Origin of the sequence: Streptomyces sp. NPDC088733, from assembly GCF_044751185.1 — a bacterium.
GTDB lineage: Bacteria > Actinomycetota > Actinomycetes > Streptomycetales > Streptomycetaceae > Actinacidiphila.
This window is the reverse complement of the sequence record NZ_JBIVLH010000002.1, coordinates 178,406-203,066: the sequence shown is the minus strand read 5'-3', so window position 1 is coordinate 203,066 and position 24,661 is coordinate 178,406. Positions and strand designations below refer to the sequence as shown.

The following is a 24,661-nucleotide window of genomic DNA, read 5'->3' as shown; positions in this document are numbered from 1 at the left end:
GGAGCGAGGGTCATGCGGCGGCGCCGGCGAGATGGAACGAGGTGCCGGACGAGCTCTGGGACCAGGCGGCGGGAAGCGCGGCGGCGAGCGCGTGCTGCGCGCGCCAGCCGGTGCAGTGGCCGGGGACCACGAGCCCGGGCGCCAGCTGTGTCAGCGCGCTGATCGTCGGCCCGATGACCGGTTCGAAGGCCGGACCGCTCAGGTGCAGGCCGCCGACCAGGGCGTGCAGACGCTCGACCCCGGTGAGCCGCTGTGCGTGCCGGACGATGTTGACCGCGCCGGCGTGGCCGCAGCCGGTCAGGACCACCAGCCCGCGGCCGCGGAGGTGCACCACGAGCGCCTGATCGTCGATGATCTTGGCGTCGTGCGTCCAGCCGTCGCCGGTCCACGCCTGGTGGCCCGGCGGCATGCCCCGTTCGAACTCCGTGGTCCGGTCGACCTCGCCGGTGATCAGGACGCTGTCGTCGAGCAGGAGCGAGGGCACGCGCCGCTCGATGACATCGAAGCCCTCCTCGCGCAGGGCCTTCTTGCTGACGGTGGGGAACGGCAGGATCTGCCCACCCGGCGCGACCGTGCGGCGGTGGGTCCATGCCTCGGGGTGCACGATCATGGGCATGGCCGAGCGCAGGCGGGCGGCGAGCCCCGCCAGGCCCCCGGCGTGGTCGAAGTGGCCGTGGCTCAGGACCACCGCGTGCAGTTCGTCCAGGCGCACCCCGAGCCGGTCGGCGTTGCCGACCATCGCTGTCGGCGAGAGCCCGGTGTCGAACAGCAGGGTGCTGGCGTGCCCGAGCCGCTTGGTCGTGACGAGGGCGGAGAAGCCGTGCTCGGCGGTGAGCCCGACGAAGGTGCGGCCCTCCTCGAAGTGCGGCGCCGCCTCGACACCGACGGCAAGGGAAGGGCGCCGTGTGTCATCATCCCCGGTCAGGAGCGCGTCGTAGACGTTGTCGACCAGGATGGTGATCTCGACTTCGTCGACCGGTTCGAGACGCATCGGGTCCACCGCGGGCCCGTGGGCGGGGCGGGGGGTGGCGCCGGCCACCTCGGAGGGGCTGCCCGGGGAATGACACATGTGATCAGCCTTCTTTCGGCTCGTCACTCCCATGGTGCGCCGACGCGGCCTCCGCGGCCGTGCGGGGTGGCGTGTGCGGCGGAACGCGTCGGCCCCTGCCAGTGCGGCCCCTGAGCGATTCGACGATGCGTCCAGAACGATTCAGCCTGCTGTGCGAGACAGGCACCGAACCGCGTCGCGGAGTTCATCCTCCACCCAGAGTCATCACCACGACCCCGACGATGTTGGATGGCGACATGGCGGGACGCAAGAAGGAGAAGAAGCGGGCGGCCTGGGGCATTCCGAAGGGGATCGTCCTCCTGGCGACGTCAAAGGGCTGGCGCACCAGTGTCCTCACCGAAAGCGGAATGCTCTGCGGACGGCTGGACGTGCCGATCGACACCGACCCACGAGACGCGCGGTCTGCGGCGGCGGCGATGGTGACGGAACTCGCGCGCGATTTCCACGACACCCACGTCGAGGTGAGCTGGGAGCCGCCCCGGGAGCCTTGGTCATGGACCGCCGAGGTCACCCTCGCTGCCCGATGCGACTCGCCCTCACCGGATGCTGGAGGCCGAACGGCACGTCCAGGAGTAGAGCAATCAGATGATCCGAAGGGGACGCCCTAACGCGGAGGACGCCGGCCGGTGAGGGCCTGCCACTGGTCGCGGGCGGTCTCGAGCCGGTCGAGCGCGTCGTCGAGTGCCCTGTCGCGGCTCTGGCGTGCGGTCACCACGCCCAGATGCCGGCGGGCCCGCTCGGCGGGCAGGGTGTCGGCCCGCGCCTCCTTGAGCTCGTCCTCGGCCTTCTTGATCGACGCGGCGCGTTCCGTGAGGAAGCGGTTCTCCTTGGCGACCTGGTTCTCGATGCGCACGCTGAAGCGCCGCACGCTGTCCTCGCTGTGCTGGTCGACGGCGTAGGACTCCAAGTGCACGCCGTCCGGGCGCCTGAGGTAGATGTGGCGGCCGATGTCGCTGCGCTCGAACTGCACCTGCGTGCCGCCCAGTGGCAGGACTTTCGTCCCCGTCCCGGAGATCACCATCACGTGTTCGTGCAGGGACAGATGCCCCAGTGTCGCGAGCAAGGCGCCCTGGCCCTGCCGGCGCAGGCCCTTCAGCCGCCGCTCGGCGTCGCTGATGCGTTTCCGGTGAGCCTGTTCGGCGCGGGCCACCTGGGCCTCCGCGACGGCCAGTTCCCGCCGGGCCTTGTTGCGCAGTTCGCGAACGGCCCGCCGCTCGCGGTTCAGGCCGTCCCTGTGCTTGTCGTGGTTTCCGGAGAACGCGAAGTGCCAGCCGCCGGGATACCGGAGCAGCCGCCACCCGACGCCTATGAGGAGAAGGGCCAGGACGGCCAAGATCACGTGAACGATGCCCACATGCCCACCCCTCCCAGTGGCAGCCGCCGCGTGCGCGGAGCGCGGGGCGGTGGAACCAGCCGAAGGTGCCGAATCTGATGAGTTATCTGTAGATATGCCCGGCCGAGTCAGGGTGGATGCGTGAGGGTCGTGTGATATTCCGTCACCGCAAGTGGCGTGAGGGAACGCCGACCCGCCGACGCCTATGCGTTGCCCGTGTCGAACGCGTTCTGGTGCCGCCGGATCTCCGCGTGCCTGTCGGCGGACCAGGCCGCCAGTTCCAGCACCGTGGACAGCAGTGAGCTGCCGAGATCGGTCAAGGAGTACTCGACGCGGGGTGGGACCTCGGCGTACGCGGTGCGGTCGACCAGACCGCTGCGCTGGAGCTGCTTGAGGGTGAGCGTGAGCATGCGCTGGGAGATGCCGGGGATGGCGTGGGCGAGCTCGGAGTAGCGCACCGGTCCGTCGGAGAGCGTGCCGATGATCAGCACACTCCACTTGTCGCCCACCAGGTCGAGCACTTCGCGGATGAAGTCGGCGTCCTGGTCGTCCCAGCGGGCACACGGGCCCGGTACGCGCCGCACGTTCGCCCGTACATTCGTGCGCCCCTGCCGGAGCTCGCCGCCGGTTCCCACGTCAGCCGCCTCTCCGCGGTGGTCCACGCACATGGATGTGCCTTTTGTATCGCTTGTCATCCTAATCCACAGTGGGGCTACGAACAGATAGTGAGTTTCGGGAGGAGCCCACCATGAGGATCGAGTTCTGGTCGGACATCGTCTGCCCCTACTGCGGGCTGATGGACCACCGCCTGCGGCTGGCATTGGAGCGTTTCGAGCACGCCGGGGAGGTCCAGGTCGTCCACCGGTCGTTCCAGCTCCACCCCGACCTGCCCCGGGAGGGCGTCTCCCAGCGGCAGCTGCTGAGGCAGCACAACGTCCCCGAGCGGGCAGCGCAGCGGATCTTCGCGTCGATCGAGGGTGCCGCTCACGCAGAGGGGCTCGATCCCTACCACGCGCTGGACCGGACGCTGGGACCGACCGACTACGCCCATGAACTCCTCGCCCTCGCCACGGAACAGGGCCGCGGCAGCGAGGTGTGGACGGCGATGTTCCGCGCCCACTTCGGGGCGCGCCGCGAGCTGTGGACCAAGAGCCAAGTGCTCGACTTCGCCGCCGGGACCGGGCTGGACCGCGCCGAGGCCGCCCAGGTGCTGGACGAACGGCGCTACCGGGCCCGGGTGGCCGCCGACCAGCGCGCGGCCGAGCGCCTGGGCGCCCGCGGTATGCCCTTCATCACGCTGGGCGGCACGCACGCCGTCCCCGGCGCCGTCGGCACCGAAGCGCTGCTGGCGGCGATGGAACGGGCCTGGGAGGCGGCCCACCCCGCGCCACGGCCGCTGGAGGTCCTCGGTGCGGCCGGCGACGCGTGCGGCCCGGACGGATGCGCCGTCCCCCCGCACCGTCCCGTGCCCTGACCTCGCCCATCCATCTCTCCGTACGAAAGAGCCACCACCATGTCCTACCTGCTGCGTATCGACGCCTCCGACTCCGGGGACGCCTCCGTCTCCCGCCAGGTCGCCGACTCCTTCACCGCCGCCTGGGGCGGCGACGTGGTCCGCCGCGACCTCGCGCTCACCCCGGTCGGCCACTTGGACGCGGCCGGCATCACGGCCCGCACCACCCCCGCCGACGAGCACACACCCGAGCAGAAGGCCGCCGCGCTCCTCCAGGACGAACTGGTCGAGGAGTTCCTCGGCGCGGAGGCCTACCTCTTCGCCGTGCCGCTCTACAACTACTCCATGCCGTCGGTCTTCAAGGCCTGGCTCGACCAGATCATGATCGTCGGCAGGACGATCGGCGTGGCCGGCGGCGCCCGCAGCGCCGGCCGCCCCGCCGTCGTCGTCTCCGCCCGGGGCGGCGGCTACGGCCCCGGCGCGCCCCAGCACGGCAAGGACTTCCTCGTCCCGGCGCTGCGGACGGTGCTCGGCGACCCGAACCTCCTGGCCCTGGACGTCCGTTCCCTCACACCCGAACTCACCTACGCCCGCACCATGGACGCGCTCCGGCACCTGCTCCCGCAGCACCGTGCCTCACTGGAGGAGGCGCATGCGCAGGCACGCCGGCAGGCCGCGGAGATCACCGGACGGTCCGGGCTGCCCCGTTCCGGGTGACGACGTGTTCCGCCCTCACAGCCCGGCGAGCACCGGCAGCAGTGCGGCCGCGGCCGTCACGTCCGCCGTCAGCGGCCGGTCCTCGGTCCCGGCCGGGAGCACGGCGTCGGCCACGGTGAACGCGGGAAGCGCGGCCGGCGGCGCCGGGTGCAGCCGCAGCGCCCGTACCGCGGTGACGAGTTCGCAGGCCAGCACCGTGGTGTACGCGTCCCCGGCGCGCAGCGACTGCCGGGCGGCCTGGGAGGCGAAGCTCGCGGCCTCCTCCAGACCGTGCGAGAGCACCGCGTGGCCGGCCGACGCGGGCGTCGCGCAGGAGCGCAGCTCCGCCAGGGCCGAGTTGGCGGTGTACTCCAGGATCATCGCGCCCGAACTGCTGGCCGGCCCCGTGGCCAGGAAGCCGGGCAGGCCGGTGAGGTCGGGTCGGCCGAGGGCGGTCAGCCGGGCGGTGGACAGCTGCGCCGTCTGCAGCACGGCCAGGTTCAGCCCGTCCAGGGCGAGCCCGAGCGGGGCGGCGTAGAAGGCTCCGTGATGATGGGCCGCGGTGCCGTCGGAGGAGATCAGGGGGTTCTCGGACGGGACGTTGATCTCGACCTCGACGATCCGGCGCAGGGCGTCGGCGGCGTCCAGGGCGGGGCCGTGGGCCTGCGGGAAGGCACGGAATCCGAACGGGTCCTGGATCCGGCGGCCGGCGCCGTACGGCCTGCCGGGCACGCCGAGCAGCCTGCGCACCTCGGCGGCCGCACGGGCGACTCCGGCATAGGGGCGCAGGGCGTGCACCTCGGGCGCGTACGCCTCCAGCGAGCCGGAGACCGCCGCGAGCGACAGCGCGGCGACGGCGTGCGTGGCACGGAGCAGCAGGTCGAGGTGGTGGCAGGCGAGGGCCGCCTGGCCCAGGGTGAGCGCGTTGCTGCTGAGCAGCGCGAGGGCGTCGCCGGGCTGGGGCACGACGGGCGCGGGCAGTTGCGAGGACGGCTCCGCGGGACTCGCGTCGTCGGGCCGCTTCCGGGAACTCCGGTGGCGCCGCTGCACGGGGAACCCGGGCGGCAGATCGCCGGGGAGGGCGTCCTCGTCCGTCTGCGGTTCCTGGCCGCCGGGGCGGCCGGTCAGCCAGGGGCGTTCGCCGATCAGGGCGAGGCCCGTCTGGGCGAGGGCGGTGAGGTCGCCGGTGCCGAGGCCGCCGTACTCGTTGACCTCCGGGTGGACACCCAGGCGCAGCGCGTCGGTGAGGCCGGTGACGAAGGCGGGCTGGATGCCGGAGCCGCCGGAGAGCAGCTGGTTGGCGCGGACCGCGAGCATCGCCCGGACCTGGCGGGCCGGAAGCAGCGCGCCGGCGCCGCCCGCGTGGCTGCGCAGCAGGCGCAGACCGTGCTCGGCCTCGTCCTGGGCGGTGACCGGCACCGAGCGGTGGGCGCCCACGCCCGTCCCCCGGCCGTACAGCCGTCCCGAGGCGGCGAGCCGGCCCGCCGCCTGCCAGGAGCGCAGGACCCGGTCGAGGGCGCCGGGCGGTACGTCCGGCGTGGCGGCGGCGTCGGCCAGCCGCACCACGTCCGGCACGGTCAGGCCACGCCCGTCCAGCTCGACGCGGGCGCCCTCGGGATCCGGGGGCACCCGCGTCGAGCCGTTCAGAGTCGTGTCCATGGAGCCGTGGGTCAGCCGAGGCCGACGGACTTCAGCCAGGCCTGGGCCACGTCCAGCGGGTCCTTGCTCTGCGACTGCACCTGGGTGTCCAGGTCGAGCAGGGCGGCCGTGTCGAGCTTGGCGGAGACCGCGTTGAGGGCGTCGACGCCCTTCTGGTCCAGCCCGGACTTGTAGACGAGCGGCTGCACGTTCTCGAAGCCGAAGAGGTTCTGCGGGTCCTGGAGGACCACGAACTTCTCCTTGGCGATGGTCGGGTCCGTGGTGAAGATGTCCGCCACCTGCACGGTGTTCTTCGTCAGCGCCGCCGCGGTCAGCGGGCCGCCCGCGTCCAGCGCCTTGAAGGACTTGAACTCCAGTCCGTAGACGTCCTTCAGGCCGACCAGGCCCTGCTGCCGGGTCTGGAACTCCGGGGAGGCCCCGATGGCCAGGTCCTTGGCGATGGCCTTCAGGTCCGCGATCGAGGAGGCGGCGGTGAGCTTGTACTTCGCGGCCGTGGCCGCGTTCACCGTGACCGAGTCCTTGTCCTGCGCCGGCGCGGGCTCCAGCAGCGTCAGCTTGGGGTCGAGCTTGGCGCCGATGGCGGCCGTGGTCTCCTCGACCGTCTTCGGCGTGGCGTCCTTGTCGAGGTAGGCCAGCAGGGCGCCGTTGTACTCGGGCAGGACGGTGATGGAGCCGTTCTTGAGCAGGCCGTACGTGGTCTCGCGGCTGCCGATGTTGGGCTTGTAGGTGACGTTGATGCCCTTGGCCTTGAGGGCCTCGCCGTAGATGTCGGCGAGCAGGATGCTCTCGGCGAAGTTGTTCGAGCCGACGACGACGGTGTCGCCGCCGGGCTTGCCTTCCGAGAGCGGGTTGTCGGACTTGTCGTCGGAGGACGACGAACACCCGGCGACGAGTGCCGTGGCGGCCGCGAGTGCGAGGGCGGCCACGCTGCGGCTGCTCGTGCTTGACCTGGTGCTCTTCGCGTAAGAAGTCACAATTCTCGATCCGGGCTCGGCGATTGGTGGGGGCTGGGTTGTGGCAGGCCGTGCGGCGTGCGGGCACACGTACGATCCTGATCCAACCCAGCCGGTTCCCGCCCAGTCAAGAGCACTCGGGTCACCGATTAGCCTCCTTGATGCGCAAATGTGGAGAGTGAACGGTTGCCTTGTAACGAACTCTTGACATGAGCCGTGGCGAACGCGGCTTCGAAGGCGCGATACATTCACCGCTGTTGCATCGGCCACAGCTGTCAGCGGGGGCCGCTTCGATGTCGTTGCGCACCATCGACCACACCCCCTGAAGGAGGCCAGGTGCCCACGGTGCAGGTGGACGAGCCCGCACGCCCGGCTGCCCCGGCGCCGGGCGGCGGGCCCTTGGGGTTCGCCGACCGCTGGCCCTTCCGGCGCAAGCTCAACGTCCTGGTGGGTGTCCCGCTGGCCGTGGTGGCCGTGCTGCTCACCTATCTCATCGCCGACCAGGTGGGGCGGGCGCGGGACGCCGCGGCCGCGGCCCAACTGGTCCGCGACAGCACCCAGGTGGCGACCCTGGCCGACCGGGTGGAGGCCGAGCACCAGCAGGCCATCCTGCTCTCGGTGCGGTTCGAGGCCGCCGGCCCCGGCGCGCGGCCCTCGACCGACGCGTACCGCACGGCGCAGCGTTCGGTGGACGCGCAGGTGGAGAAGGTGCGCCGGACCTTCGGGGACCGGCTGCCCGAATCCGAGGCGCAGTCCCTGCGGGAGATCGAGGGCCTGACCACCCTGCGCGAGACGGTGGAGCAGAGCTACCTGCCCGCCGACAACATCGACCCCGCCTACACCGGCGTGGCCAAGGGCCTGATCGACGGCCTCGGCCTGGACCGCAACGCGGCGCTCGCGGCCACCTTCACCGGCAATCTGCTGGACTCCCTGCTGCGCGCGGACGCCGCGCACAGCTCTTTCGAGACAAGTGTGTTCTCGGCGACGACCGGTGACGCCAACGCCCTCATCGAGTTCAACGCCGCGGTCGGCTCCTACCAGCTGTACATCTACCAGGCCGACCGCTTCGCCCGGTTCGCCAGCGAGCAGCAGGCCGACGAGCTCGGGGGCATCGAGCGCACCGTGCCCCAGCGCCTGATCGCGCAGGCGTACGCCGAGCTCCAGATCGACCCCAGCTCCCTGCAGGCGGACACCCCGGCCGAGGTCCACCGGGCGTTCACCGGCGCGCTGGCCGACTACCCGGCCTATCCGGCGCAGGCGGAGAACCGGCTGAGGATCACCTCCTCGCTCATCGACCAGATCGCCGACACCGCCGACACCGCCTCCGGCGACGCGTGGTGGCGGGCCGCCCTCCTGCTGGCCGTGGCACTGTTCGGCTTCCTGGTGTGGCTGGCGCTGTCGGTCGTGGTCCGCCGGTCGGTGGTCCGCCCCGTGCAGGCGCTCACCGCGGCCGCGCAGCGGGTCTCGTCCGCCACGAGCCGCGAGCTCGCGCGCGTGGCCGACGACGACGCCGAGGACGCCGGCCCGCCGCGGGTGCGCGACGTGCCCGTCACGGCGCGGGACGAGATCGGCGATCTCGCCCAGGCGTTCAACCAGGTGCAGACGACCGCCGCCGCGCTGCTGGAGCGCCAGGTGCTCAGCCGCCGCAACGTCGCCGAGATGTTCGGCAACGTGGGGCGCCGGGTCAGTAACCTGACGACGCGTCAGCTCGCGCTGATCGACGCGGTCGAACGCGGCGAGACCGACCCGGCCCTGCTGGAGCGGCTCTACTCCATCGACCACATCGCGGTCCGCCTGCGCCGCAACGCCGACAGCCTCATGCTGCTGGCGGGCATCCGGGAGACCGTCCTGGACTCGGGCCCCACCGCGCTCACCAACGTGGTGCGCGCCGCGCTCGGCCAGATCGAGGGCTACCAGCGGGTGCGGCTCTACGCCGAGACCGAGGCCATGGTCGAGCCGGACATCATCGGCGACCTCACGCTGATGGTGGCGGAACTCGTGGAGAACGCCGTCTCGTTCTCCCCGGCGGGCAGCCCCGTCGAGGTGACGGTGCGCTCCGGAGACGGGGACGCCCTGATCGCGGTCGCCGACCACGGCCTCGGCATGAGCGCCGAGCGCCTCGAGGAGGAGAACGCCCGGCTGATCCGCCGCGAGCGCCTGGACCTCGTACCGACGAAGGTCCTCGGCCTGTTCGTGGTGGGTACGCTGGCGCGCCGCTGGGAGGTGGGGGTGACCCTGTCACGTACCCCCGGCGGCGGTGTGACCGCGGAGGTCGCGATCCCCGCGACCCTGCTGCTGAGCATGAGCGCGGTGGACTCCACAGGCCCGGCGACGAGCCCGGCCGCGAGCGCGCCGGCTTCTTCGCCGGTCACACCGGCCGCCAGGCCCGTCGTGGCGGCCCCGGTCACCGACCTGGTCCCGTCCACGGGCCCTCATGCGGCCGCGAGCCGGAGCACCGCCGATGCCGGCACCGGTGACGGCGCTCCGCTCCCACGCCGTGTGCCGCGCAGGGAGGCGAACGGAGCCGCCGAGAAACGGCCGCTCGTGCCCGGGCCCCGCAAGGAGACGCCGGCCGACGACTCCGCCGGGCAGCCCGCCCTGCGCCGCCGGGTCCGCGGTGCCACCTTGCGGACGACCGCCGGTACGGCCGCGCAGCCGTCCGGATCGCAGCCCGCGCAGCCCGAGGACGCCGAGGCCGTGCGGTCCGCGCTGGAGGAGTTCGAGGCCGCGGTCGAGCGCGCGCACCGCGACAGCGACACCGGCACCCACTTCGTAGGAGACGACCGCACCGCCGCCACCGGTGCCGAACCCGGAAACGCGGCGGCGCCTCCTGCGCACCGCCCGAACCACCACCCGGAAGGAGCCGAGCAGTGAGCACGCCGACAGGTGACACGCCGACGACCGACCTGCAGGCCGCCGCAGCTGACTTCAACTGGCTGCTGAACCGTTTCGCCACGGAGACCGCGGGCGTCGTCGACGCCATCGCGGTCTCCTCCGACGGGCTGCTCATCGCCGTGTCGGAGCTGCGCGAACGCGCCCACTCCGAGCGGCTGGCCGCCATCGTCTCGGGCATCACCAGCCTGGCCGCGGGCGCCTCCGGCAACTACGGCCTCGGCGGTCTGAACAAGGTCATCATCGACCTGGAGGGCGGCCACGTCATCGTCTCCGCGATCGGCAGCGGCGCCGTGCTCGGCGTCGTCACCGACAAGGAGGCGAAGCTCGGCAACATCGCGTACGAGATGACGCTGTTCGCCAACCGGGCCGGCACCGCGCTCAGCCCGCAACTGGTGCTCGAACTGAAGAACACCGTCGGCGCCGCCTCGGCTCGCTGAGCGGCGGCCGCCCGGTCCGGAGAGGAAGACACGACTTATGGCGGACGGTCCCACACCGGCCGGCGAGGACGGCGCGACACCTCCGGTCCCCGAGCCGGTCGGCCCGGCCTCTGCCGTCCGCCCGTTCCTCCTCACGGCCGGCCGGGTGGCACCCGCGACCGCCCGGCCGGTTCCGGTGGAGACCCAGGTGGTCGCCACCGTCGCCGGACTCAAGACGCTGGACGAACTCACCTTCGAGCAGCACGACATCGTTGCCGCCTGCCGGCAGCCGCAGTCCATCGCGGAACTCGCGGCCCGGCTGCGGCTGCATCTGAACGTGGTGCGGGTCCTCGCCGAGGACCTGCGCGCCGCGGGACAGCTCACGGTCCATGTGCCCGACTTCGGTGCCACCCATGACGCATCCGTCCTGCGCAGGGTTATCGACGGCCTGCGGGCCGTCTCCGACTCCCGGGGGGTTACTCCGTGACACCGACCGAACCGCTGACCGGTGGCGGCACGGCCGCGCAGGCCGTCGTACGACCGCCGCTGCCGGTCAAGATGGTGATCGCGGGCGGTTTCGGCGTGGGCAAGACCACGGCCGTCGGTTCCATCTCCGAGATCGAGCCGCTGACCACCGAGGCCGCCATCACCGAGGTGGCGGCCGGCGTGGACGACCTCAGCCATACCCCGCGCAAGACCACGACCACGGTGGCCATGGACTTCGGCTGCCTCACCATCGACCCCACCTTGAAGCTGTACCTGTTCGGGACGCCCGGGCAGGAGCGGTTCGGCTTCATGTGGGACGACATCGTGGAGGGCGCGGTCGGCGGTCTCGTCATCGTCGACAGCCGCCGCCTGGACGACTGCTACGCGGCCGTCGACTACTTCGAGCACCGGCAGATCCCGTTCGCCGTCGCGCTCAACGCCTTCGACGGACGCGTCGAGCACTCGCTGGACGAGGTCCGCTGGGCGCTGGACGTCGCCGAGCACGTCCCGGTGGTGGTGTTCGACGCCCGCGAGCGCGGCTCGGTGCGGGACGCGCTGCTGGTGGTGCTGGAGCTGGCGCTGGCGCGCACCGGCGGCTGAACCCCGACACGCGCGGGCCCGGGGCGATTCAGGATCGCCCCGGGCCCGTTCGTGTGTGGTGCTGCCGGCGTCAGGCGGGGCGGCGCACTCCCGGCGACACCGTGAGCCGGGCGATCGCCCAGAAGACCGCGAGCGTGGCCAGGGCCATCACGGCGACCAGGGTGGCGCCGCCCACGACCTTCTCGTAGTTGCGCTGGTAGAGGCCGTCGATGATGTACCGGCCGAGGCCGCCGAGGCCCACGTACGCGGCGATGGTGGCCGTGGAGACGATCTGGATGGCGGCCGAGCGCAGGCCGCTGAGGATCAGCGGGAGCGCGGCCGGGAGTTCCACCTGGAAGAGGATCTTCGACTCCTCCATGCCGGTGCCCCGCGCCGCGTCGACCGACGAGGGGTCGACCGTGCGGATCGCCTCGTAGGTGGTCACCAGGATCGGCGGCACGGCGAGCACGACCAGCGGGATCATGACCGGCCCCAGGCCGAACCCCAGCCAGGTGACGACCAGGACGAGCAGGCCGAAGGTGGGCAGCGCGCGGCCGGCCGTGGCGGTCATCGCCAAGGTGTTGCCGCCGCGTCCGTAGTGGCCGGTCACCAGGCCGATCGGCAGTCCGATGACGGCGGCGAGGGCGAGTGCCTCCAGGGAGTACTGGATGTGCTCGACGACGCGGGTGGGAATGCCGTCGTAGCCGTGCCAGTGGGCGCTGTCGCTGAAGAAGGCGTTGATGAAGTGCAGTACGTTCACCGGGCCGCGCTCTCCTTCGGCATCCAGGGGGTCAGCAGCAGGCGCAGGGCGACGAGGACCGCGTCGACCACGACCGCCAGCACGGCCGTCGTCACCACGGAGTTCACCGCGAGCTCGGGCCGGTGGTAGATCTGTGCGTCGTTGAGCAGGTTGCCCAGCGCGCCCTGGTTGCCGATCAGCATGCCGACGCTCACGAGGCTGATGCTGGAGACGGCCGCCACCCGCAGGCCGGCGATGATCGCCGGCACCGCGATGGGCAACTGCACCTGGACGTAACGGCGTACGGGGCCGAAGCCCATGGCCGTGGCCGCGGCCAGGGTCTCCTGCGGCACCGAGCGGACGCCGTCGACGATCGCCGGGACCAGCACGACCAGGCTGTAGACGGCGAGCGGGATCATCACCGTCAGTTCGGTCTGGCCCGTGTAGTCGATGAGCACCACGAAGAAGGCCAGCGACGGGATCGCGTACAGCACGGTCGTCACACCCAGCGTGGGGGCATAGACCCAGCGGTAGCGGACGCAGAGCTGCGCGATGGGCAGGCTGATCAACAGCGCCGCCAGCACCGGCAGCAGCGCCTCGCGCAGATGCAGGCCGATCAGGCCGAACCAGCTGTGCTGGAGGTCGCTCGGGATGTCGAAGAAGCCGCTCATCCCGCGACCTCGGCGTCGGTACGGTTCGCGCGGTCCCCGGCGTGGGCGCCGCGGATGGCCTCGCTGATGGTCTGCTGGGAGACCACGCCGACGACCCGGCCGGTGCCGTCCACGCCGACGGACCAGCCGGTCGGCGACAGCACGGCGCCGTCGAGCGCGGCCCGCAGCGACTCCCGGCCGTGCTCGAACGGCCGCCCGTAGGGCAGGAGGCGGGCGGGATCGATCGCCCCCGCGGTCAGCAGCCCGGGCTCGCTCCAGCCCAGCGGCCTGCCGTCCAGGTCCGTTACGAGGAGGTAGGGCGCGTCCGCGGTGGTGCGGGCGGCGATCTGCTGGGCGTCGGCGTCCAGGGCGACCACGGGCTCGGTCCTCAACTCCAGCGCGGAGGAGGAGAAGAAGGACAGCCGGCGGATGCCGCGGTCGGTGCCGAGGAAGTCCTCGACGAACGCGTCGGCGGGGGCGGACAGCAGCTCCGCGGGCGGCGCGAACTGGGCGAGCCTGCCGCCGGTGCGCAGCACCGCGACCGTGGTGCCCAGCTTGATGGCCTCGTCGATGTCGTGGGTGACGAAGACGATGGTCTTGCCCAGCTCTTCCTGGATGCGCAGCAGTTCGTCCTGGAGGCCCTTGCGGACCACGGGGTCGACGGCGGAGAAGGGCTCGTCCATCAGCAGTACCGGCGGGTCCGCGGCGAGCGCCCGCGCCACACCGACACGCTGCTGCTGGCCGCCCGACAACTGGTACGGGTAGCGCTTGGCGAGCGAGGTGTCGAGCCCTACCCGCTCCATCAGCTCGGCCGCCCGCGTCCGTGCGCGCCGCTTGTCCCAGCCGAGCAGCCGGGGAACGGTGGCGATGTTGTCCAGGATGGTGCGGTGCTGGAACAGCCCGGCGTTCTGGATGACGTAACCCATTGACCGGCGAAGGGTGTTGACGGGCTGCTTCTGGATGTCGACGCCGTCGAGGAGAATCGTTCCCTCGCTGGGTTCGACCATCCGGTTGATCATCCGGAGCGTGGTGGTCTTGCCACAGCCCGACGGTCCCACGAGGACGGTGATGGAGCGGTCCGGTATCTCGAGTGAGAGCCCGTCGACTGCCACCGTGCCGTCCGGGTACCGCTTGGTAACTGACTCTATCCGTATCAAAACGCCGAATACCCTTCGGGTCTGGCAGAAGCTGCCCGCTCTCGGCCACGGACGCGCGGGCCGTTGCGGGGAGATTGTAGACGCCCATTGTTGCGGCGCTTTTGCTCGGTTACCCTCGCGCGCGGTGCCCATGCCCCCGGGGGGGGGCGCCGCTGTTTCGCCGCGCCGTTCGCCCCGGAGTCGGCGGCCTTGGTGATCAGGGCCTGGCCGCGGGCCCCTTGGGCGCCGTCGCGGACGCGTGGCCGTCCTGCGTCCCGGTGAGGGCGTCGAGGAGGTGCTGCAAAGTACGGCAGGCCGCCGCGAAGTGCTCGGGCCCGACCGCGGCGGACCAGCGCTGCTCGATCTCGGCGACCCGGCCGCCCGCGTCGTCCAGGGCCTGGCGGCCGCGCACGGTGGGAAAGATCAGCTTGGCCCGCCGGTCGCTGGGATCGGGACGCCGTTCCAGGTAGCCGAGATCCTGGAGCTCGTTGACCAGTTCCGACGCCGCCGCCAGGCTCAACTGCGCCCGCGCGGCGAGGTCGGTGAGGCGGATCCCGTCGATGCCGACGTTGCCGAAGATCTGCAGGTGCGGCTCGCGCAGATCGCCGTAGCCACGCGCCGCGGCCGACGCGAACATCTCGGTCCTGAACTCCCGGAGCAGTCGCACCAGGAGCTGGCCGACGGCGAGCCGGTCGACAGGGAGATCGCTTGACGAGGCCATGGTCCCGAAGGATACTTCGGTTACCGAAGCTTCTGCTACCGAAACGTTTTTGGAGGGCACCATGGACCGGCCTTCGCCCGGTGCAGTCGAGTCCGTACCCACCCGGCTCGGACCACTGAGCGTCGAGACGATCGGATCCGGCCCGCCGGCACTGCTCTGGCACAGCCTCTTCGTCGACTCGACCACCTGGGTCCGCGTCCGGGAGCCGCTGGCCGCCACGCGCCGGCTCGTGATCGTCGACGGCCCGGCCCACGGCCGAAGTGCCGCTCCCGAGGACTTGTTCACCCTCGAGGACTGCGCCGGCGCCGCCCTCGACGTACTCCGGCACCTCGGCATCGACGAGCCGGTGGACTGGGTCGGCAACGCGTGGGGCGGACACGTCGGCATCACCTTCGCCGCCGCCCATGCGCGGCACGTCCGCAGCCTGGCCACCATCGGCGCGCCCGTCCACGCGCTGACCGCCCCGGAACGGCGGCAGATCAACCTGCTGGTGCCGATCTACCGTGCCGTGGGCGCGGTCGGCCCCGTGCTCGGCCCGCTCACCACGGCCCTGCTGGGCGAGGGCGCCGATCCCGGGACGGCCGCCCTGATCGCCGAGGCCTTCTCCGGGCCGGAGCGGCGGGGGATGGCCCGTGCCATCCGGTCGGCGAGCCTCGAGCGTGAGGACCTGACCCCGACCCTGACCTCCGTTCCCGCGCCGACGCTGTTCGTCGCCGGTGCCGACGACGCGACCTGGCTGCCCGACGCCGCGGCGGCCGCCGCCGCCCGGCTGCCCAGCGGCGGGTGGGCCGTTCTGCCCGGTGCCGGTCATGTCGCACCGCTGCTGGAAGCGGCACCGGCCCTCGTCAGCCTGCTCACGACCTTCTGGCAGGACCCGGACGCGGTGAACTCCCTGCACCAGTCGCCGTCCGAGTCCACGGCCTGAGTCGGCTGTCCCCGGCCGGGTTCGCGTTCCGGCCCTTGGGGGAGGGCGGTTCGACGGGGACGGGCGGCGGCTGACCCTCCGCCCGTCCCCGCAGCCGGGACGCGCAATTGCCCGACGGTCCCGCCCCGAACGTGCGGCGGCCACGGATGCCCGGGACGTCCTGCCGAGGCAGTTGCCGAAAGCGTGCGGGCATCGCGGCGAGCAGGTCCGCCGGCAGCAGCCGAGCGCGGTCTCCGCCTCCGCCCCGCCGGTTGCGCTGTGGGCGTGCCGCCGTCCTCACCCCAGGCGGCGACAGAGCCGCGGATGAACGCCGGGGCCGCCCCCGGTCGTCGATCGCGCAGTCCTTCCGGGAGGCGGGAGGATGCGGCCGGTCGCGAAGGCTCCGGCGCTTCCGCAGGGAGCTGTGTCGGTCCCGCGCTCTAGCCTGACCGCATGCCTCTCGATGACGCTCTGGCGGCCCGCATGGCCGGTCCGGACTTCTGGCCCCTGTATCTCTTCGACGACGATGCGCCCGACGTCCGCGACGACGATGCCGAGGACGAAGAGGCGTACATCACGCGGTTCCCGACCGGCGGGGGCTTCGCGCTGGTCCTCGACGTCACCCCCGCCGAGTACGTCGACCTCGATGTGGAGGCACCCGGTCTCCCGGAGCCGGCGAACGTCGGCTGGGACGACCAGGCCCACTTCCACCCGCATGTGATGCCCTGGCGGGAACTGGATCTGCTGTGCCGTGCCGTTGCCCTCCACGACGCGGAGCTACGTCACCCCGGCCCGATGCTGGCGCTGCTGTGCCGCTTCGCCTTCCTGGACGAGAACGACGACCTGGACACCATCACGCCCCTGGTGGACGCCGCGTTCGAGTCCATGCGTCCCGGGGCCGGCGGCACCGGCAGGGTGCGTGAGGAGACACGCGAGTGGTTCGACCTGCGGGATCTCAGGGGAACGGGATTGGCGTGGACGACCCTGGCCGACGGGTACGACGCGGTCGACCAGGACAGCACCGACGGTCTGCCGCTGTACTCCCTGCGGACTCCGTCCTCCGAGAAGTTCCCCTTCGCCGCGTGGTCGGCACTCCTCACGTACGCCCGTGAACGCACGGCCGCGACGGCCGCTGCACCCGCGCTCGTGGAGCCGGCAGTGCGCGGGGCCCTCGACCGCTGCCTTGCCGCCGACGGACACGAACACCTGCCGGCACTGGCCGATGCGCTCACCGCGGCCGGCTTTGCCGACCCGGTTCTTCTGCGCGCGGTCGGCGATCCCATGGACCGGACAGAGGCCTGCTGGGCCGTGGAGACTCTGGCCGGGTTGCCCCAAGGCGAGCTTGTGGCCCGGTGGTTCGGCCCAAGCCCGCTGTCGGGCAGCCAGTCCTGGCGTTTGTCGCTCACGCTGCCGGTCAAGGGGCGGCCGGAGCGCTTCGGCCCGCAGGTCGCAGGGGAGTTGAACGCCGCTCTCCAGGAGGCGGACCTCGGCACAGCCGAGCTGGGCGGCAGCACTCTGCAACCGGAGCAGGGGAGCTACGTCCTCGTGGAGCACCACCTCGCTATCCTGATCCGCGACGACCTCGCCCGCGGCGTGGAGGTCGCCTCGCGGGTCCTGCGCACCTTCTCGGCTGCGGACACCGCCACGCTGCGTCATCGAGGCAAGCCGGACATCATCCCCCTGCACCTGCCGACCTGACGCGGTCGGCTGCGCACCCGCGTTCAGGGATGTCGCCGCGGACGCGTGGGGTTCCGGCGCTCACGGTCACCATGCCCGGTGGCGACCGGATCGTTGTCCCCATCACGTCCGGCTCCACGAGTGAGCGCGTCGACCCCTCGGCAAGTGGGGTGCTCGAACTCGACACCGAGAGCGACGTCTTCCAGCTGTGCCGGGCTGAACGGCTGCATTCGCCATGAGACGTGCCCGGCCCCCGCTTCGCGAGCTGCCGTGGCCTTGTCGCACCGTGGCCCGCCAGGAGTTGTGAGGAGGGGGACCGGGGCATGCCCCGGTCCCGCTCACCGCATCCAGTGGTCGCCGGTTGTCCAGCCGAGGAAGCGGCGTCCGGTGCCGCTGTCCGCGCTGCCCCCGGCGGCGACCTGCCGCAGCCCGGTGAGCGCCGGGGCGAGCCGGGCCGCGACATGGCCGGGCTGCCGGGCCGCCTCTTCGTCCAGGTCCGCGATGACGCGTTCCTGCACCGCCGGCGGGCACAGCGACAGGTGGAACAGCATCTGCCGCCATGCGTAGGCGGCGTCCTTGATCGTGGGCAGCGGTCGCGGGTTGTTGTGGATCCGGGCCGTGGTCCGGCACACGCTGGTGAAACAGCGGCGGGCCAGGTCGTCCCAGCCGGGCCGGGGCGTGATGCCGACACGGCCGACCAGCGTGGCCAGATTGTGCGTGGTGAGGATCTGGGCCTGCTCGATGACCATGCCGTTCGCCGCCACCGACCACCCCTCCGCGCTCGCGCGGCCGGCCCGGAAGGCGCACAGCTCGGCGAACGCGCGCGAACCGGCGGCCGGTTGGCCACCGGTACGGGTCATGGCCCTGCCCGTCTCCGTGATCGCGAGGTTGCGGACGGCCGCGTAGTCGACGGCGTAGTACCGCTCGTACAGGGTGCCGCCGAGGAGTTCGGCGGCGACCCGCGCCGCCGCGAGGAACTTCGGGGTGAAGGTGCCTTCGAAGATGTCCGCGGCGAGTTCCTCGACGAACGGCGCGCCGGACTCGGCCTGCCGGGCCAGCACGCTCAGTTCGCGAACCAGCGGATTGGGCAGGAGCGTGCCGGGAAACGCCTGGACGGCAAGTTCCCCCAGTTCGCGCAGGACGATGTGCGCCGGCTCCCGGCCCTCCTCCGCGACACGGTACCCCGCCACCGCCTGCACCCAGGGCAGCTCCTCGATCCGCACCTGATGGGCGAGGTGGTGCAGGAGCAGCGACCGGCGGTTCCGGAACGCCCGGTAGTTCGCGGCGGCAAGGGTGCGCAGCGCGGGGTCCGGGTAGGCCTGCGCGCCGGCCGCTGCGACGAGTTGCGGCACCAGTTCGGCCAGGACCTCGGCCGAGGGCACCACACCGCGCTCCACGAGTGTGCCGACGGGCGCGCTCGACGCCGCCTCCACGACACGCCGGATCGCCGGCGGGACCGCCGTGCCTGCGGGCAGGCCGGTTTCGTCCGCCTCGTGCTCCGTGACGGCCGCGACCAGCCGTGCCGTGTCGGCCGCGCCGATGTCCTGGGGGAGCAGGGAGAGTCTGCGCGCCACGAGTTGGGCCAGGGCGTGGTGGGAGGGCAGGGCCGCTTGGACCGCCTGCCGGGTGCGCAGCCGCGTGTGGCGCTCGGAGCCGGGAAGGCCGCGACGGCGCACCATGGACTCCACCGCGTGCCGGAGCAGGCCCAGCCGGCGCGGGGCCAGCGGCCGCCCGGCGACGGTCTCCTCCAGGGCGCCGAGCAGGATCCCCAGATTCTCCGTCGGGTCGCGGTGCTTGGTGCAGCGGGTGTGGACGGCGGCGAGGTCCCGGTAACGGCGCAGGAGGTCCGCGCCGCGTTCCCGCCAGGTGCCGTCGGGGACGTGGTCCAGCACGCTGCCGGTGCCCGCGGTCTCCAGCCAGTGGGTGAGGAGTTCGTCGCCGAAGGGCTGCCAGACCGTGAGCGCCTCGCGCTGGGTCTCGACGGCGGCGTGGGGCCGGCGCCGTGCCAGCGTCCCACCGGCGTCGCCTACCGTGCACCGGTGCACCGCGCGGGGGTCCGGCGGGGGCAGGGCGGACGGCCGCGGCGTGAAGCGCAGCCGTCCTGCGAAGGGTTCCAGGACGCGGACCAGGCCGGCCGCGGCGGTCACGTCGCCGGCGCGCACCAGCCAGGCCACCGTGAGCAGGGCGGCCTCCTCGGGCAGGGCGACCTCGTAGCGGCCGCTGTCGAGCAGCGCCCAGAGCCGGTCCAGTCCCCGTTCGGTGAGGCAGTGCGCGAACAGTGCCGAGCGGTCGGCGGGCACACCGGCCGAGCGCGCGGCCTCGCGCTCGTACGGCAGCAGCGGGCCTTCCGCGCTCGGGTCCGGGGTGGCGAAGCCGCCCCGCAGAACCTTCGGGGTCACCCACGCGGGCAGTCCGGCCACCGGGGTGCGCGAGCCGATGGCCAGACGCCCGTCGGCCATTCCGTCGATCACCGCCCGCCAGCGCTCGACGCGGGCCGCGGCACGGCGCCGGGTATCGGCGTCGTGGTGGGTCAGCGCGGTGAGGAAGGCCTGCGCGCGCCTGTTCCGCGGATAGGCCGCGCCATCCGATGCGAAGGGAGGCTGCTGCTCAGCGTTGTTGTCCATACGCCGACGTGGCAGGTTCCGCCCCTGCGCCCTCCGGGTCCCGAGCCCGGTGCTCTGCTGCTGAGCTACACGCCGATGCACGCGACAGTAGAGCCCGCCCCGGGTCCTGACCAAGCGATTTCCCCGCGCGGGGCCCGCCGGGGAAGCCGCCGGAAACAGTGAATCCCCGGTCGGCAATTGCGGGCCGGGGATTTCGTCGCGTATATTGGGGAGTTCTGTGCATCAACAGAAAAGGCCCCTCACTGGGGGCCACTTGGAACACCGTATCGGGCAGGGAGCCGTTTTGTCAACTCGCGGGGACGCTGAATTGCAGAGGGAACAGGAATTCATCGACCGGGTCTACGACCGTGTCGACACCCTGCGCGGGGTCGCGGCACACGGTGTCGAGGACGCGTTGACGCCGGTGGGGAACGGTCTGCAAGCGCGTCTCGAACGGGATGTGCTGGTCGCGGAGCGTTCGGGTCTGCTGGCGGCCCTGAACGCGGTGGACGGTTCGCTCTGTTTCGGCCGCATCGATCTGCGCGACGGTGCCGTGCACCATATCGGCCGTATCGGAATCCGTGAGGACGACGCCGACCACACGCCTTTGCTGATCGACTGGCGGGCGCCGGTCGCCCGGCCGTTCTATCTCGCCACCGGGCACACCCCGATGGATCTGCGCCGGCGCAGGCACATCACCACCGAGGGCCGCACGGTCACCGAGCTGCACGACGAGATCCTCGATCTCCGCGACGCGGAACGCAGCGGATTCGAGGACCCCAGCGGGGACGCCGTGCTGCTGGCCGCGCTCGGTGCCGCCCGCACCGGCCGCATGGGCGACATCGTGCGGACCATCCAGGCGGAGCAGGACCGCATCATCCGTGCGCCGCACCGCGGTGTCCTCGTTGTCGAGGGCGGTCCCGGCACGGGCAAGACGGCGGTCGCGCTGCACCGTGCGGCCTACCTGCTGTACGAGCACCGCGAGCTGCTTGCCAAGCGCGCGGTGCTGGTCGTGGGCCCCAACGCGGCCTTCCTCGGCTACATCGGCGAAGTGCTGCCCGCGCTCGGCGAGACCGGGGTCATGCTGGCCACGCAGGCCGAGCTCTTCCCGGGTGTCCACGCCCGCGGCACCGACAGCCCCCGCGCGGCCGCGGTCAAGGGCGGGGCGGGGATGGCCGAGGTCCTCGCCCTGGCCGTCCGCGACCGGCAGCAGCTGCCGGAGCCCGGCGCGCCGGTGGTCATCGCACACGACGACGGGGAACTCGTCCTGGACTGGGAGATCGCCTACCAGGCCCGGGAGGCGGCCCGCGAGACCCGGCTGCCGCACAACCTCGCCCGCCCCTACTTCGCGTTCCACGTGATCGACGCGCTCACCGCGCAGCTCGCCGAACGGATCGGCGCGGACCCCTACGGCGGCCCGAACTTCCTCGGCGCCGACGACATCGCGCAGCTCGGCAAGGGTGTCGCCGCGAGCCCGGAGGTCCGCTCCGCCGTCGCGGAGCTGTGGCCGGCGCTCACGCCCGAGGACTTCCTCGCGAGCTACCTGGCCCAGCCGGTGTACCTGTCGCCGGAGGACGCCGAGGCCGTCCGGCGCGGGCCGGACGAGGGGGAGTGGACCCCGGCCGACGTGCCGCTCCTGGACGAGGCGGCGGAACTGCTGGGGACGGACGACAGCGCCGCCCGTGCCGCGGCCGAGGCCGAGCGGCAGGAGCGGGTCGCCTACGCGCAGGGCGTCCTGGAGCTGTCCCGGGGCTCGGAGACGTACGAGTTCGAGGACGAGGAGTCCGAGCGCCTGGCCGCCCACGACATCATCGACGCCGAGCGGATGGCCGAGCGGCACGAGGAGGCCGATCACCGGAGCGCGGCCGAGCGTGCCGCCGCCGATCGGACCTGGGCGTTCGGGCACATCATCGTCGACGAGGCGCAGGAGCTCTCGCCGATGGCCTGGCGGCTGCTGATGCGCCGCTCGCCGACCCGTTCGCTGACCCTGGTCGGTGACCCGGCGCAGACCTCGGAGGAGGCCGGGGTCGGCTCGTGGGAGAAGATCCTGGAGCCGTACGTCGGTGACCGCTTCGAGCACGTCAGGCTGGGGGTCAACTACCGTACGCCCGCGGAGGTCATGGAGCTCGCCGCGAGGGTCGTCCAGGCGAAGGACCCCTCGTTCGAGCCGCCCGGTTCGGTGCGTTCCACCGGTGAGAAGCCGTGGATCCGGGACGCGGGCGCGGACCTGGCGGGCGCAGTGGCGCGGGCCGTCGAGGAGCTGACGCCCGAGCACGGGCGCCTGGCGGTGATCGCGCCGACCGCGCTGCACGAGGAGATCGCCGCCCCGCTCGACGGGGTGACGGCGGGCGCGGAGCCCGATCTGACGCATCCGGTGGTGCTGTTGGGCCCGCGTGAGGCCAAGGGCCTGGAATTCGACCATGTCCTGGTCGTGGAGCCGGGGCGGTTCGGCACCAGTGACCTCTATGTGGCACTGACCCGCGCGACGCAGCGGCTGGGCATCCTCCACCGGGAGGAACTGCCCGAGTCACTGCGCTGAGCTCGCCGGCCCGTCAGGCTTCGCCGTCCGCGGCGCGCGGGACGGCGGGTGCCTGCGGGCCGTACCCGGGCAGGAAGAGGACGAGGGCGCAGTGGTCCTCGGCCTCCACGCGGACCTCGCGGCCCCAATGGGCGCTCAACCGGTGGGCGACGGCGACGAGCCGCCGCCGCTCCTCACGCGAATAGGCGGGGAAGCGCACCCATCCGCGATCGGCGATCACGCTGCCGAGCTCGTGGAAGAACGTGTTCTGCGCCCGCTGCTCCTCCTCGTCGGTCAGCGGGGTGGGCGCGTCCTCCGCGGGCACCAGCCGGACGTTGTACAGCTCTCGGGTCACGGATGCCTCGCGTTCCGTACGGAGACGGCCCCCTTCGGCGCGATGCCGGAGGGGGCCGAATATTCGTAGCGGGGGCGGGATTTGAACCACGCGACCTCTGGGTTATGAGCCCAGCGAGCTACCGAGCTGCTCCACCCCGCGTCGGTAACTCAAGCCTACAGCAGGGAAGTAGGGGCCGCAGGGAATTACCGCACCGGCGCCGGGACGTGCCGTGCGGCCCCGCTCCTGAGGCCGGTTCACCCCGTTCGGCAGGCTCGTTCGTACTCGGCCTGTCCGGCGGGATGGCCGTCGCCGTAGTCGTGAGCGCGCGTGCCACCGGTCTCGGGGAAGCCGCACTTGGCTCAGAAGGCGCAGCGCCGGGAGCGCCGGTCCGGGGCGTGGGCCCCGGACCGGCGGCGGGTGCCGGCTCAGGGGCCGGCTTCGCGGACCAGTGGTCCGGGGCGGGGCGTCAGGAGGCGGGTCAGGAGGGGCAGGGCCGCCGCCGCGTCGGGGGCCTGCGCGGCGGGCAGGTGGGCGACGGCGGCGGGGAGCGGAGCGCCGCCGCGCGGGATGGCGAGGACGGACATGCCGGCCGCGGCGGCCGAGCGGATGCCGTTGGGGGAGTCCTCGACAGCCAGGCAGGCGGACGCCGGGACGCCGATGTCTGCGGCGGCGAGCAGGTAGGCGTCCGGGGCCGGCTTGCCCCGGGTCACCTCCTCGCCGCACACGACGGCACGCAGCCGTCCCGCCAGCCCCAGCTTGCCGAGGTCCGCCAGGACGTAGCGGCGCGGGCTGGCGCTGGCCAGTCCGACGGGGCCGTGGCGTTCGGCTTCGAGGACCAGGTCGACCGCCCCGGGCAGGGCGCGGACCCGGCCGGCCGCGATCTCGCCGGCCATCGCGGTGGTGCAGGTCTCGACGACCTCGGCGGGGCCGGCGGCCCCGCCGCACAGGCCCGCGACGTACGCGGGCCACCCGCCGTTGCCGTGCAGGGCGATGTCGTCCGCCGGCCCCCAGCGGTGGCCGTGGCGGGCGGCGAACGCCGCGCAGACACGGGCCCACGCGTCCCCGCTGTCGATCAGCGTGTCGTCCAGGTCGAAGACCGTCGCGCGGTGCATCCGGTCACGCCGTCGTGGCGCCGGCTGGCCGCAGCCGGCTCGACAACTGCTCGATCGAGACGATGGTCAGACCGTGCTCGTCGGCGAAGGTGCGGAGGCGGTCCGGCGCGGCGACCGAGCCGTCGTCCGCGCACACCTCGCTGATCATGCCGACCGGTGACAGCCCGGCCAGGCGCAGCAGGTCGACGGTGGCCTCGGTGTGGCCGCGCCGTTCGGCGATGCCCTTGGGCCGGGCGCGCAGCGGGAACACGTGTCCGGGCCGGATCAGCTGGTCGGGGTGGGTGGTGGGCGCGGCAAGCGTCCGCGCGGTGAGTGCCCGGTCGGCGGCGGAGATCCCGGACCCGACACCGGCGGCGTCCACGGACACCGTGAACGCCGGGGTGTGGGCCCCGCTGCCTGGCCCGGGCGGGACCATCAGCGGCAGTTTCAGGGCGTCGGCGATCTCCGGCGCCATCGGCGCGCAGATCAGGCCGCCGGTGAACCGGACGAAGAACCCCATGGTCTCCGGGGTCGCGAACTGCGCGGCCATGACGAGATCGCCCTCGTTCTCGCGGTCCGCGTCGTCGACCACGATGACGGGCCGGCCCGCCTGCAGGTCCTTGATTGCGGCCGGCAATGAGTCCAGGCGTGCGACTGACTGCGGCGTCGATGCTGACGTCACAGGAACCAACCTTCCTCGTAACCCCCCTTGCTACCGGCTGTATCGGTGGCCGAATAGGAAAGCT

The 24,661-nt window shown here is 72.5% G+C and carries 22 protein-coding genes, 2 tRNA genes and 1 pseudogene; 10 read left to right on the top strand and 15 right to left on the bottom strand.

The window, feature by feature from the left end; all coding sequences use genetic code 11:
• Positions 1-10: 10 nt before the first annotated feature.
• The gene (locus ACIP64_RS04305; protein ID WP_401581622.1) at positions 11-1,069 is read right to left on the bottom strand and encodes an MBL fold metallo-hydrolase; all 1,059 of its coding nucleotides are present in this window, start codon (positions 1,067-1,069) and stop codon (positions 11-13) included.
• Positions 1,070-1,290: 221 nt separating this feature from the next.
• Between ACIP64_RS04305 and ACIP64_RS04300 the strand changes: the two genes are divergently transcribed.
• On the top strand, positions 1,291-1,677 hold the full coding sequence (locus ACIP64_RS04300; RefSeq protein ID WP_401581620.1) for a hypothetical protein: 387 nt from the start codon (positions 1,291-1,293) through the stop codon (positions 1,675-1,677).
• Here the strand turns inward: ACIP64_RS04300 and ACIP64_RS04295 are convergent.
• Positions 1,674-2,423 carry a hypothetical protein gene (locus ACIP64_RS04295; protein WP_401581618.1) on the bottom strand — a complete coding sequence of 250 codons (750 nt, stop codon included), beginning with the start codon at positions 2,421-2,423 and terminating at the stop codon, positions 1,674-1,676. The two genes, ACIP64_RS04300 and ACIP64_RS04295, sit on opposite strands and share 4 nt — an antisense overlap.
• Positions 2,424-2,605: 182 nt before the next feature.
• Entirely contained in the window at positions 2,606-2,986 is a 381-nt protein-coding gene (locus ACIP64_RS04290; protein ID WP_401581617.1) for a winged helix-turn-helix transcriptional regulator, read from the bottom strand.
• 164 nt (positions 2,987-3,150) lie between these two features.
• Here ACIP64_RS04290 and ACIP64_RS04285 point away from each other — a divergent pair, with 164 nt between their 5' ends.
• Both ACIP64_RS04285 and ACIP64_RS04280 read left to right on the top strand, forming a co-directional pair.
• Positions 3,151-3,876 carry a DsbA family protein gene (locus ACIP64_RS04285; protein ID WP_401581614.1) on the top strand — a complete coding sequence of 242 codons (726 nt, stop codon included), beginning with the start codon at positions 3,151-3,153 and terminating at the stop codon, positions 3,874-3,876.
• A gap of 39 nt (positions 3,877-3,915) precedes the next feature.
• A complete protein-coding gene (locus ACIP64_RS04280) occupies positions 3,916-4,572 on the top strand; it encodes an FMN-dependent NADH-azoreductase (RefSeq protein ID WP_401581612.1) in 657 nt (218 codons plus the stop codon).
• A 15-nt stretch (positions 4,573-4,587) separates the two neighbouring features.
• On the opposite strand, the gene ACIP64_RS04275 is transcribed toward ACIP64_RS04280, so the two are convergent.
• A complete protein-coding gene (locus ACIP64_RS04275; protein WP_401581609.1) occupies positions 4,588-6,210 on the bottom strand; it encodes an aromatic amino acid ammonia-lyase in 1,623 nt (540 codons plus the stop codon).
• Between the two features lie 11 nt (positions 6,211-6,221).
• A complete protein-coding gene (locus ACIP64_RS04270; protein WP_401581607.1) occupies positions 6,222-7,184 on the bottom strand; it encodes an ABC transporter substrate-binding protein in 963 nt (320 codons plus the stop codon).
• A 315-nt stretch (positions 7,185-7,499) separates the two neighbouring features.
• Here ACIP64_RS04270 and ACIP64_RS04265 point away from each other — a divergent pair, with 315 nt between their 5' ends.
• From ACIP64_RS04265 to ACIP64_RS04250, 4 genes and pseudogenes are all read left to right on the top strand, one after another.
• On the top strand, positions 7,500-10,037 hold the full coding sequence (locus ACIP64_RS04265; protein ID WP_401581604.1) for an ATP-binding protein: 2,538 nt from the start codon (positions 7,500-7,502) through the stop codon (positions 10,035-10,037).
• A complete protein-coding gene (locus ACIP64_RS04260) occupies positions 10,034-10,495 on the top strand; it encodes a roadblock/LC7 domain-containing protein (protein WP_319662430.1) in 462 nt (153 codons plus the stop codon). Before ACIP64_RS04265 ends, ACIP64_RS04260 begins: the two co-directional genes overlap by 4 nt.
• A gap of 37 nt (positions 10,496-10,532) precedes the next feature.
• Positions 10,533-10,968: pseudogene (locus ACIP64_RS04255) on the top strand (DUF742 domain-containing protein); the annotation flags it as partial.
• Positions 10,958-11,560, top strand: a complete 603-nt coding sequence (locus ACIP64_RS04250; protein WP_401581603.1) for a GTP-binding protein — start codon at positions 10,958-10,960, stop codon at positions 11,558-11,560. The pseudogene ACIP64_RS04255 and the gene ACIP64_RS04250, both read left to right, overlap by 11 nt.
• Positions 11,561-11,630: 70 nt before the next feature.
• Here the strand turns inward: ACIP64_RS04250 and ACIP64_RS04245 are convergent, their stop codons facing one another.
• The 4 genes from ACIP64_RS04245 to ACIP64_RS04230 all read right to left on the bottom strand — a co-directional run bounded on the left by ACIP64_RS04245 (position 11,631) and on the right by ACIP64_RS04230 (position 14,785).
• A complete protein-coding gene (locus ACIP64_RS04245; RefSeq protein WP_401581601.1) occupies positions 11,631-12,299 on the bottom strand; it encodes an ABC transporter permease in 669 nt (222 codons plus the stop codon).
• Entirely contained in the window at positions 12,296-12,949 is a 654-nt protein-coding gene (locus ACIP64_RS04240; RefSeq protein ID WP_401581599.1) for an ABC transporter permease, read from the bottom strand. The genes ACIP64_RS04245 and ACIP64_RS04240 overlap by 4 nt, the downstream gene beginning before the upstream one ends.
• The gene (locus tag ACIP64_RS04235) at positions 12,946-14,085 is read right to left on the bottom strand and encodes an ABC transporter ATP-binding protein (protein WP_401581597.1); all 1,140 of its coding nucleotides are present in this window, start codon (positions 14,083-14,085) and stop codon (positions 12,946-12,948) included. The genes ACIP64_RS04240 and ACIP64_RS04235 overlap by 4 nt, the downstream gene beginning before the upstream one ends.
• Before the next feature lie 196 nt (positions 14,086-14,281).
• Positions 14,282-14,785, bottom strand: coding sequence for a MarR family winged helix-turn-helix transcriptional regulator (locus ACIP64_RS04230; RefSeq protein ID WP_401581595.1), 504 nt, complete (start codon positions 14,783-14,785; stop codon positions 14,282-14,284).
• Between the two features lie 61 nt (positions 14,786-14,846).
• Between ACIP64_RS04230 and ACIP64_RS04225 the strand changes: the two genes are divergently transcribed.
• Together ACIP64_RS04225 and ACIP64_RS04220 are read left to right on the top strand one after the other, a co-directional pair.
• Positions 14,847-15,710, top strand: a complete 864-nt coding sequence (locus ACIP64_RS04225) for an alpha/beta fold hydrolase (RefSeq protein WP_401581593.1) — start codon at positions 14,847-14,849, stop codon at positions 15,708-15,710.
• Positions 15,711-16,142: 432 nt separating this feature from the next.
• The gene (locus tag ACIP64_RS04220) at positions 16,143-17,387 is read left to right on the top strand and encodes a hypothetical protein (RefSeq protein ID WP_401581590.1); all 1,245 of its coding nucleotides are present in this window, start codon (positions 16,143-16,145) and stop codon (positions 17,385-17,387) included.
• A 317-nt stretch (positions 17,388-17,704) separates the two neighbouring features.
• Here the strand turns inward: ACIP64_RS04220 and ACIP64_RS04215 are convergent, their stop codons facing one another.
• Together ACIP64_RS04215 and ACIP64_RS04210 are read right to left on the bottom strand one after the other, a co-directional pair.
• Positions 17,705-19,990 (bottom strand): hypothetical protein, encoded by a 2,286-nt coding sequence (locus ACIP64_RS04215; RefSeq protein ID WP_401581587.1) that lies wholly within the window; start codon positions 19,988-19,990, stop codon positions 17,705-17,707.
• Between the two features lie 3 nt (positions 19,991-19,993).
• Positions 19,994-20,065, bottom strand: a tRNA-Pro gene (locus ACIP64_RS04210).
• A 232-nt stretch (positions 20,066-20,297) separates the two neighbouring features.
• Between ACIP64_RS04210 and ACIP64_RS04205 the strand changes: the two genes are divergently transcribed.
• The gene (locus ACIP64_RS04205; protein WP_401581584.1) at positions 20,298-22,508 is read left to right on the top strand and encodes a HelD family protein; all 2,211 of its coding nucleotides are present in this window, start codon (positions 20,298-20,300) and stop codon (positions 22,506-22,508) included.
• A 13-nt stretch (positions 22,509-22,521) separates the two neighbouring features.
• On the opposite strand, the gene ACIP64_RS04200 is transcribed toward ACIP64_RS04205, so the two are convergent.
• The 4 genes from ACIP64_RS04200 to ribB all read right to left on the bottom strand — a co-directional run bounded on the left by ACIP64_RS04200 (position 22,522) and on the right by ribB (position 24,597).
• Positions 22,522-22,842, bottom strand: a complete 321-nt coding sequence (locus tag ACIP64_RS04200) for a hypothetical protein (RefSeq protein WP_401581582.1) — start codon at positions 22,840-22,842, stop codon at positions 22,522-22,524.
• 66 nt (positions 22,843-22,908) lie between these two features.
• Positions 22,909-22,983: transfer RNA gene (locus ACIP64_RS04195), tRNA-Met, on the bottom strand.
• Positions 22,984-23,249: 266 nt separating this feature from the next.
• A complete protein-coding gene (locus ACIP64_RS04190; protein WP_401581579.1) occupies positions 23,250-23,936 on the bottom strand; it encodes an HAD family hydrolase in 687 nt (228 codons plus the stop codon).
• Between the two features lie 4 nt (positions 23,937-23,940).
• A complete protein-coding gene (ribB, locus tag ACIP64_RS04185) occupies positions 23,941-24,597 on the bottom strand; it encodes a 3,4-dihydroxy-2-butanone-4-phosphate synthase (protein ID WP_401581577.1) in 657 nt (218 codons plus the stop codon).
• Between the last annotated feature and the right edge of the window lie 64 nt (positions 24,598-24,661).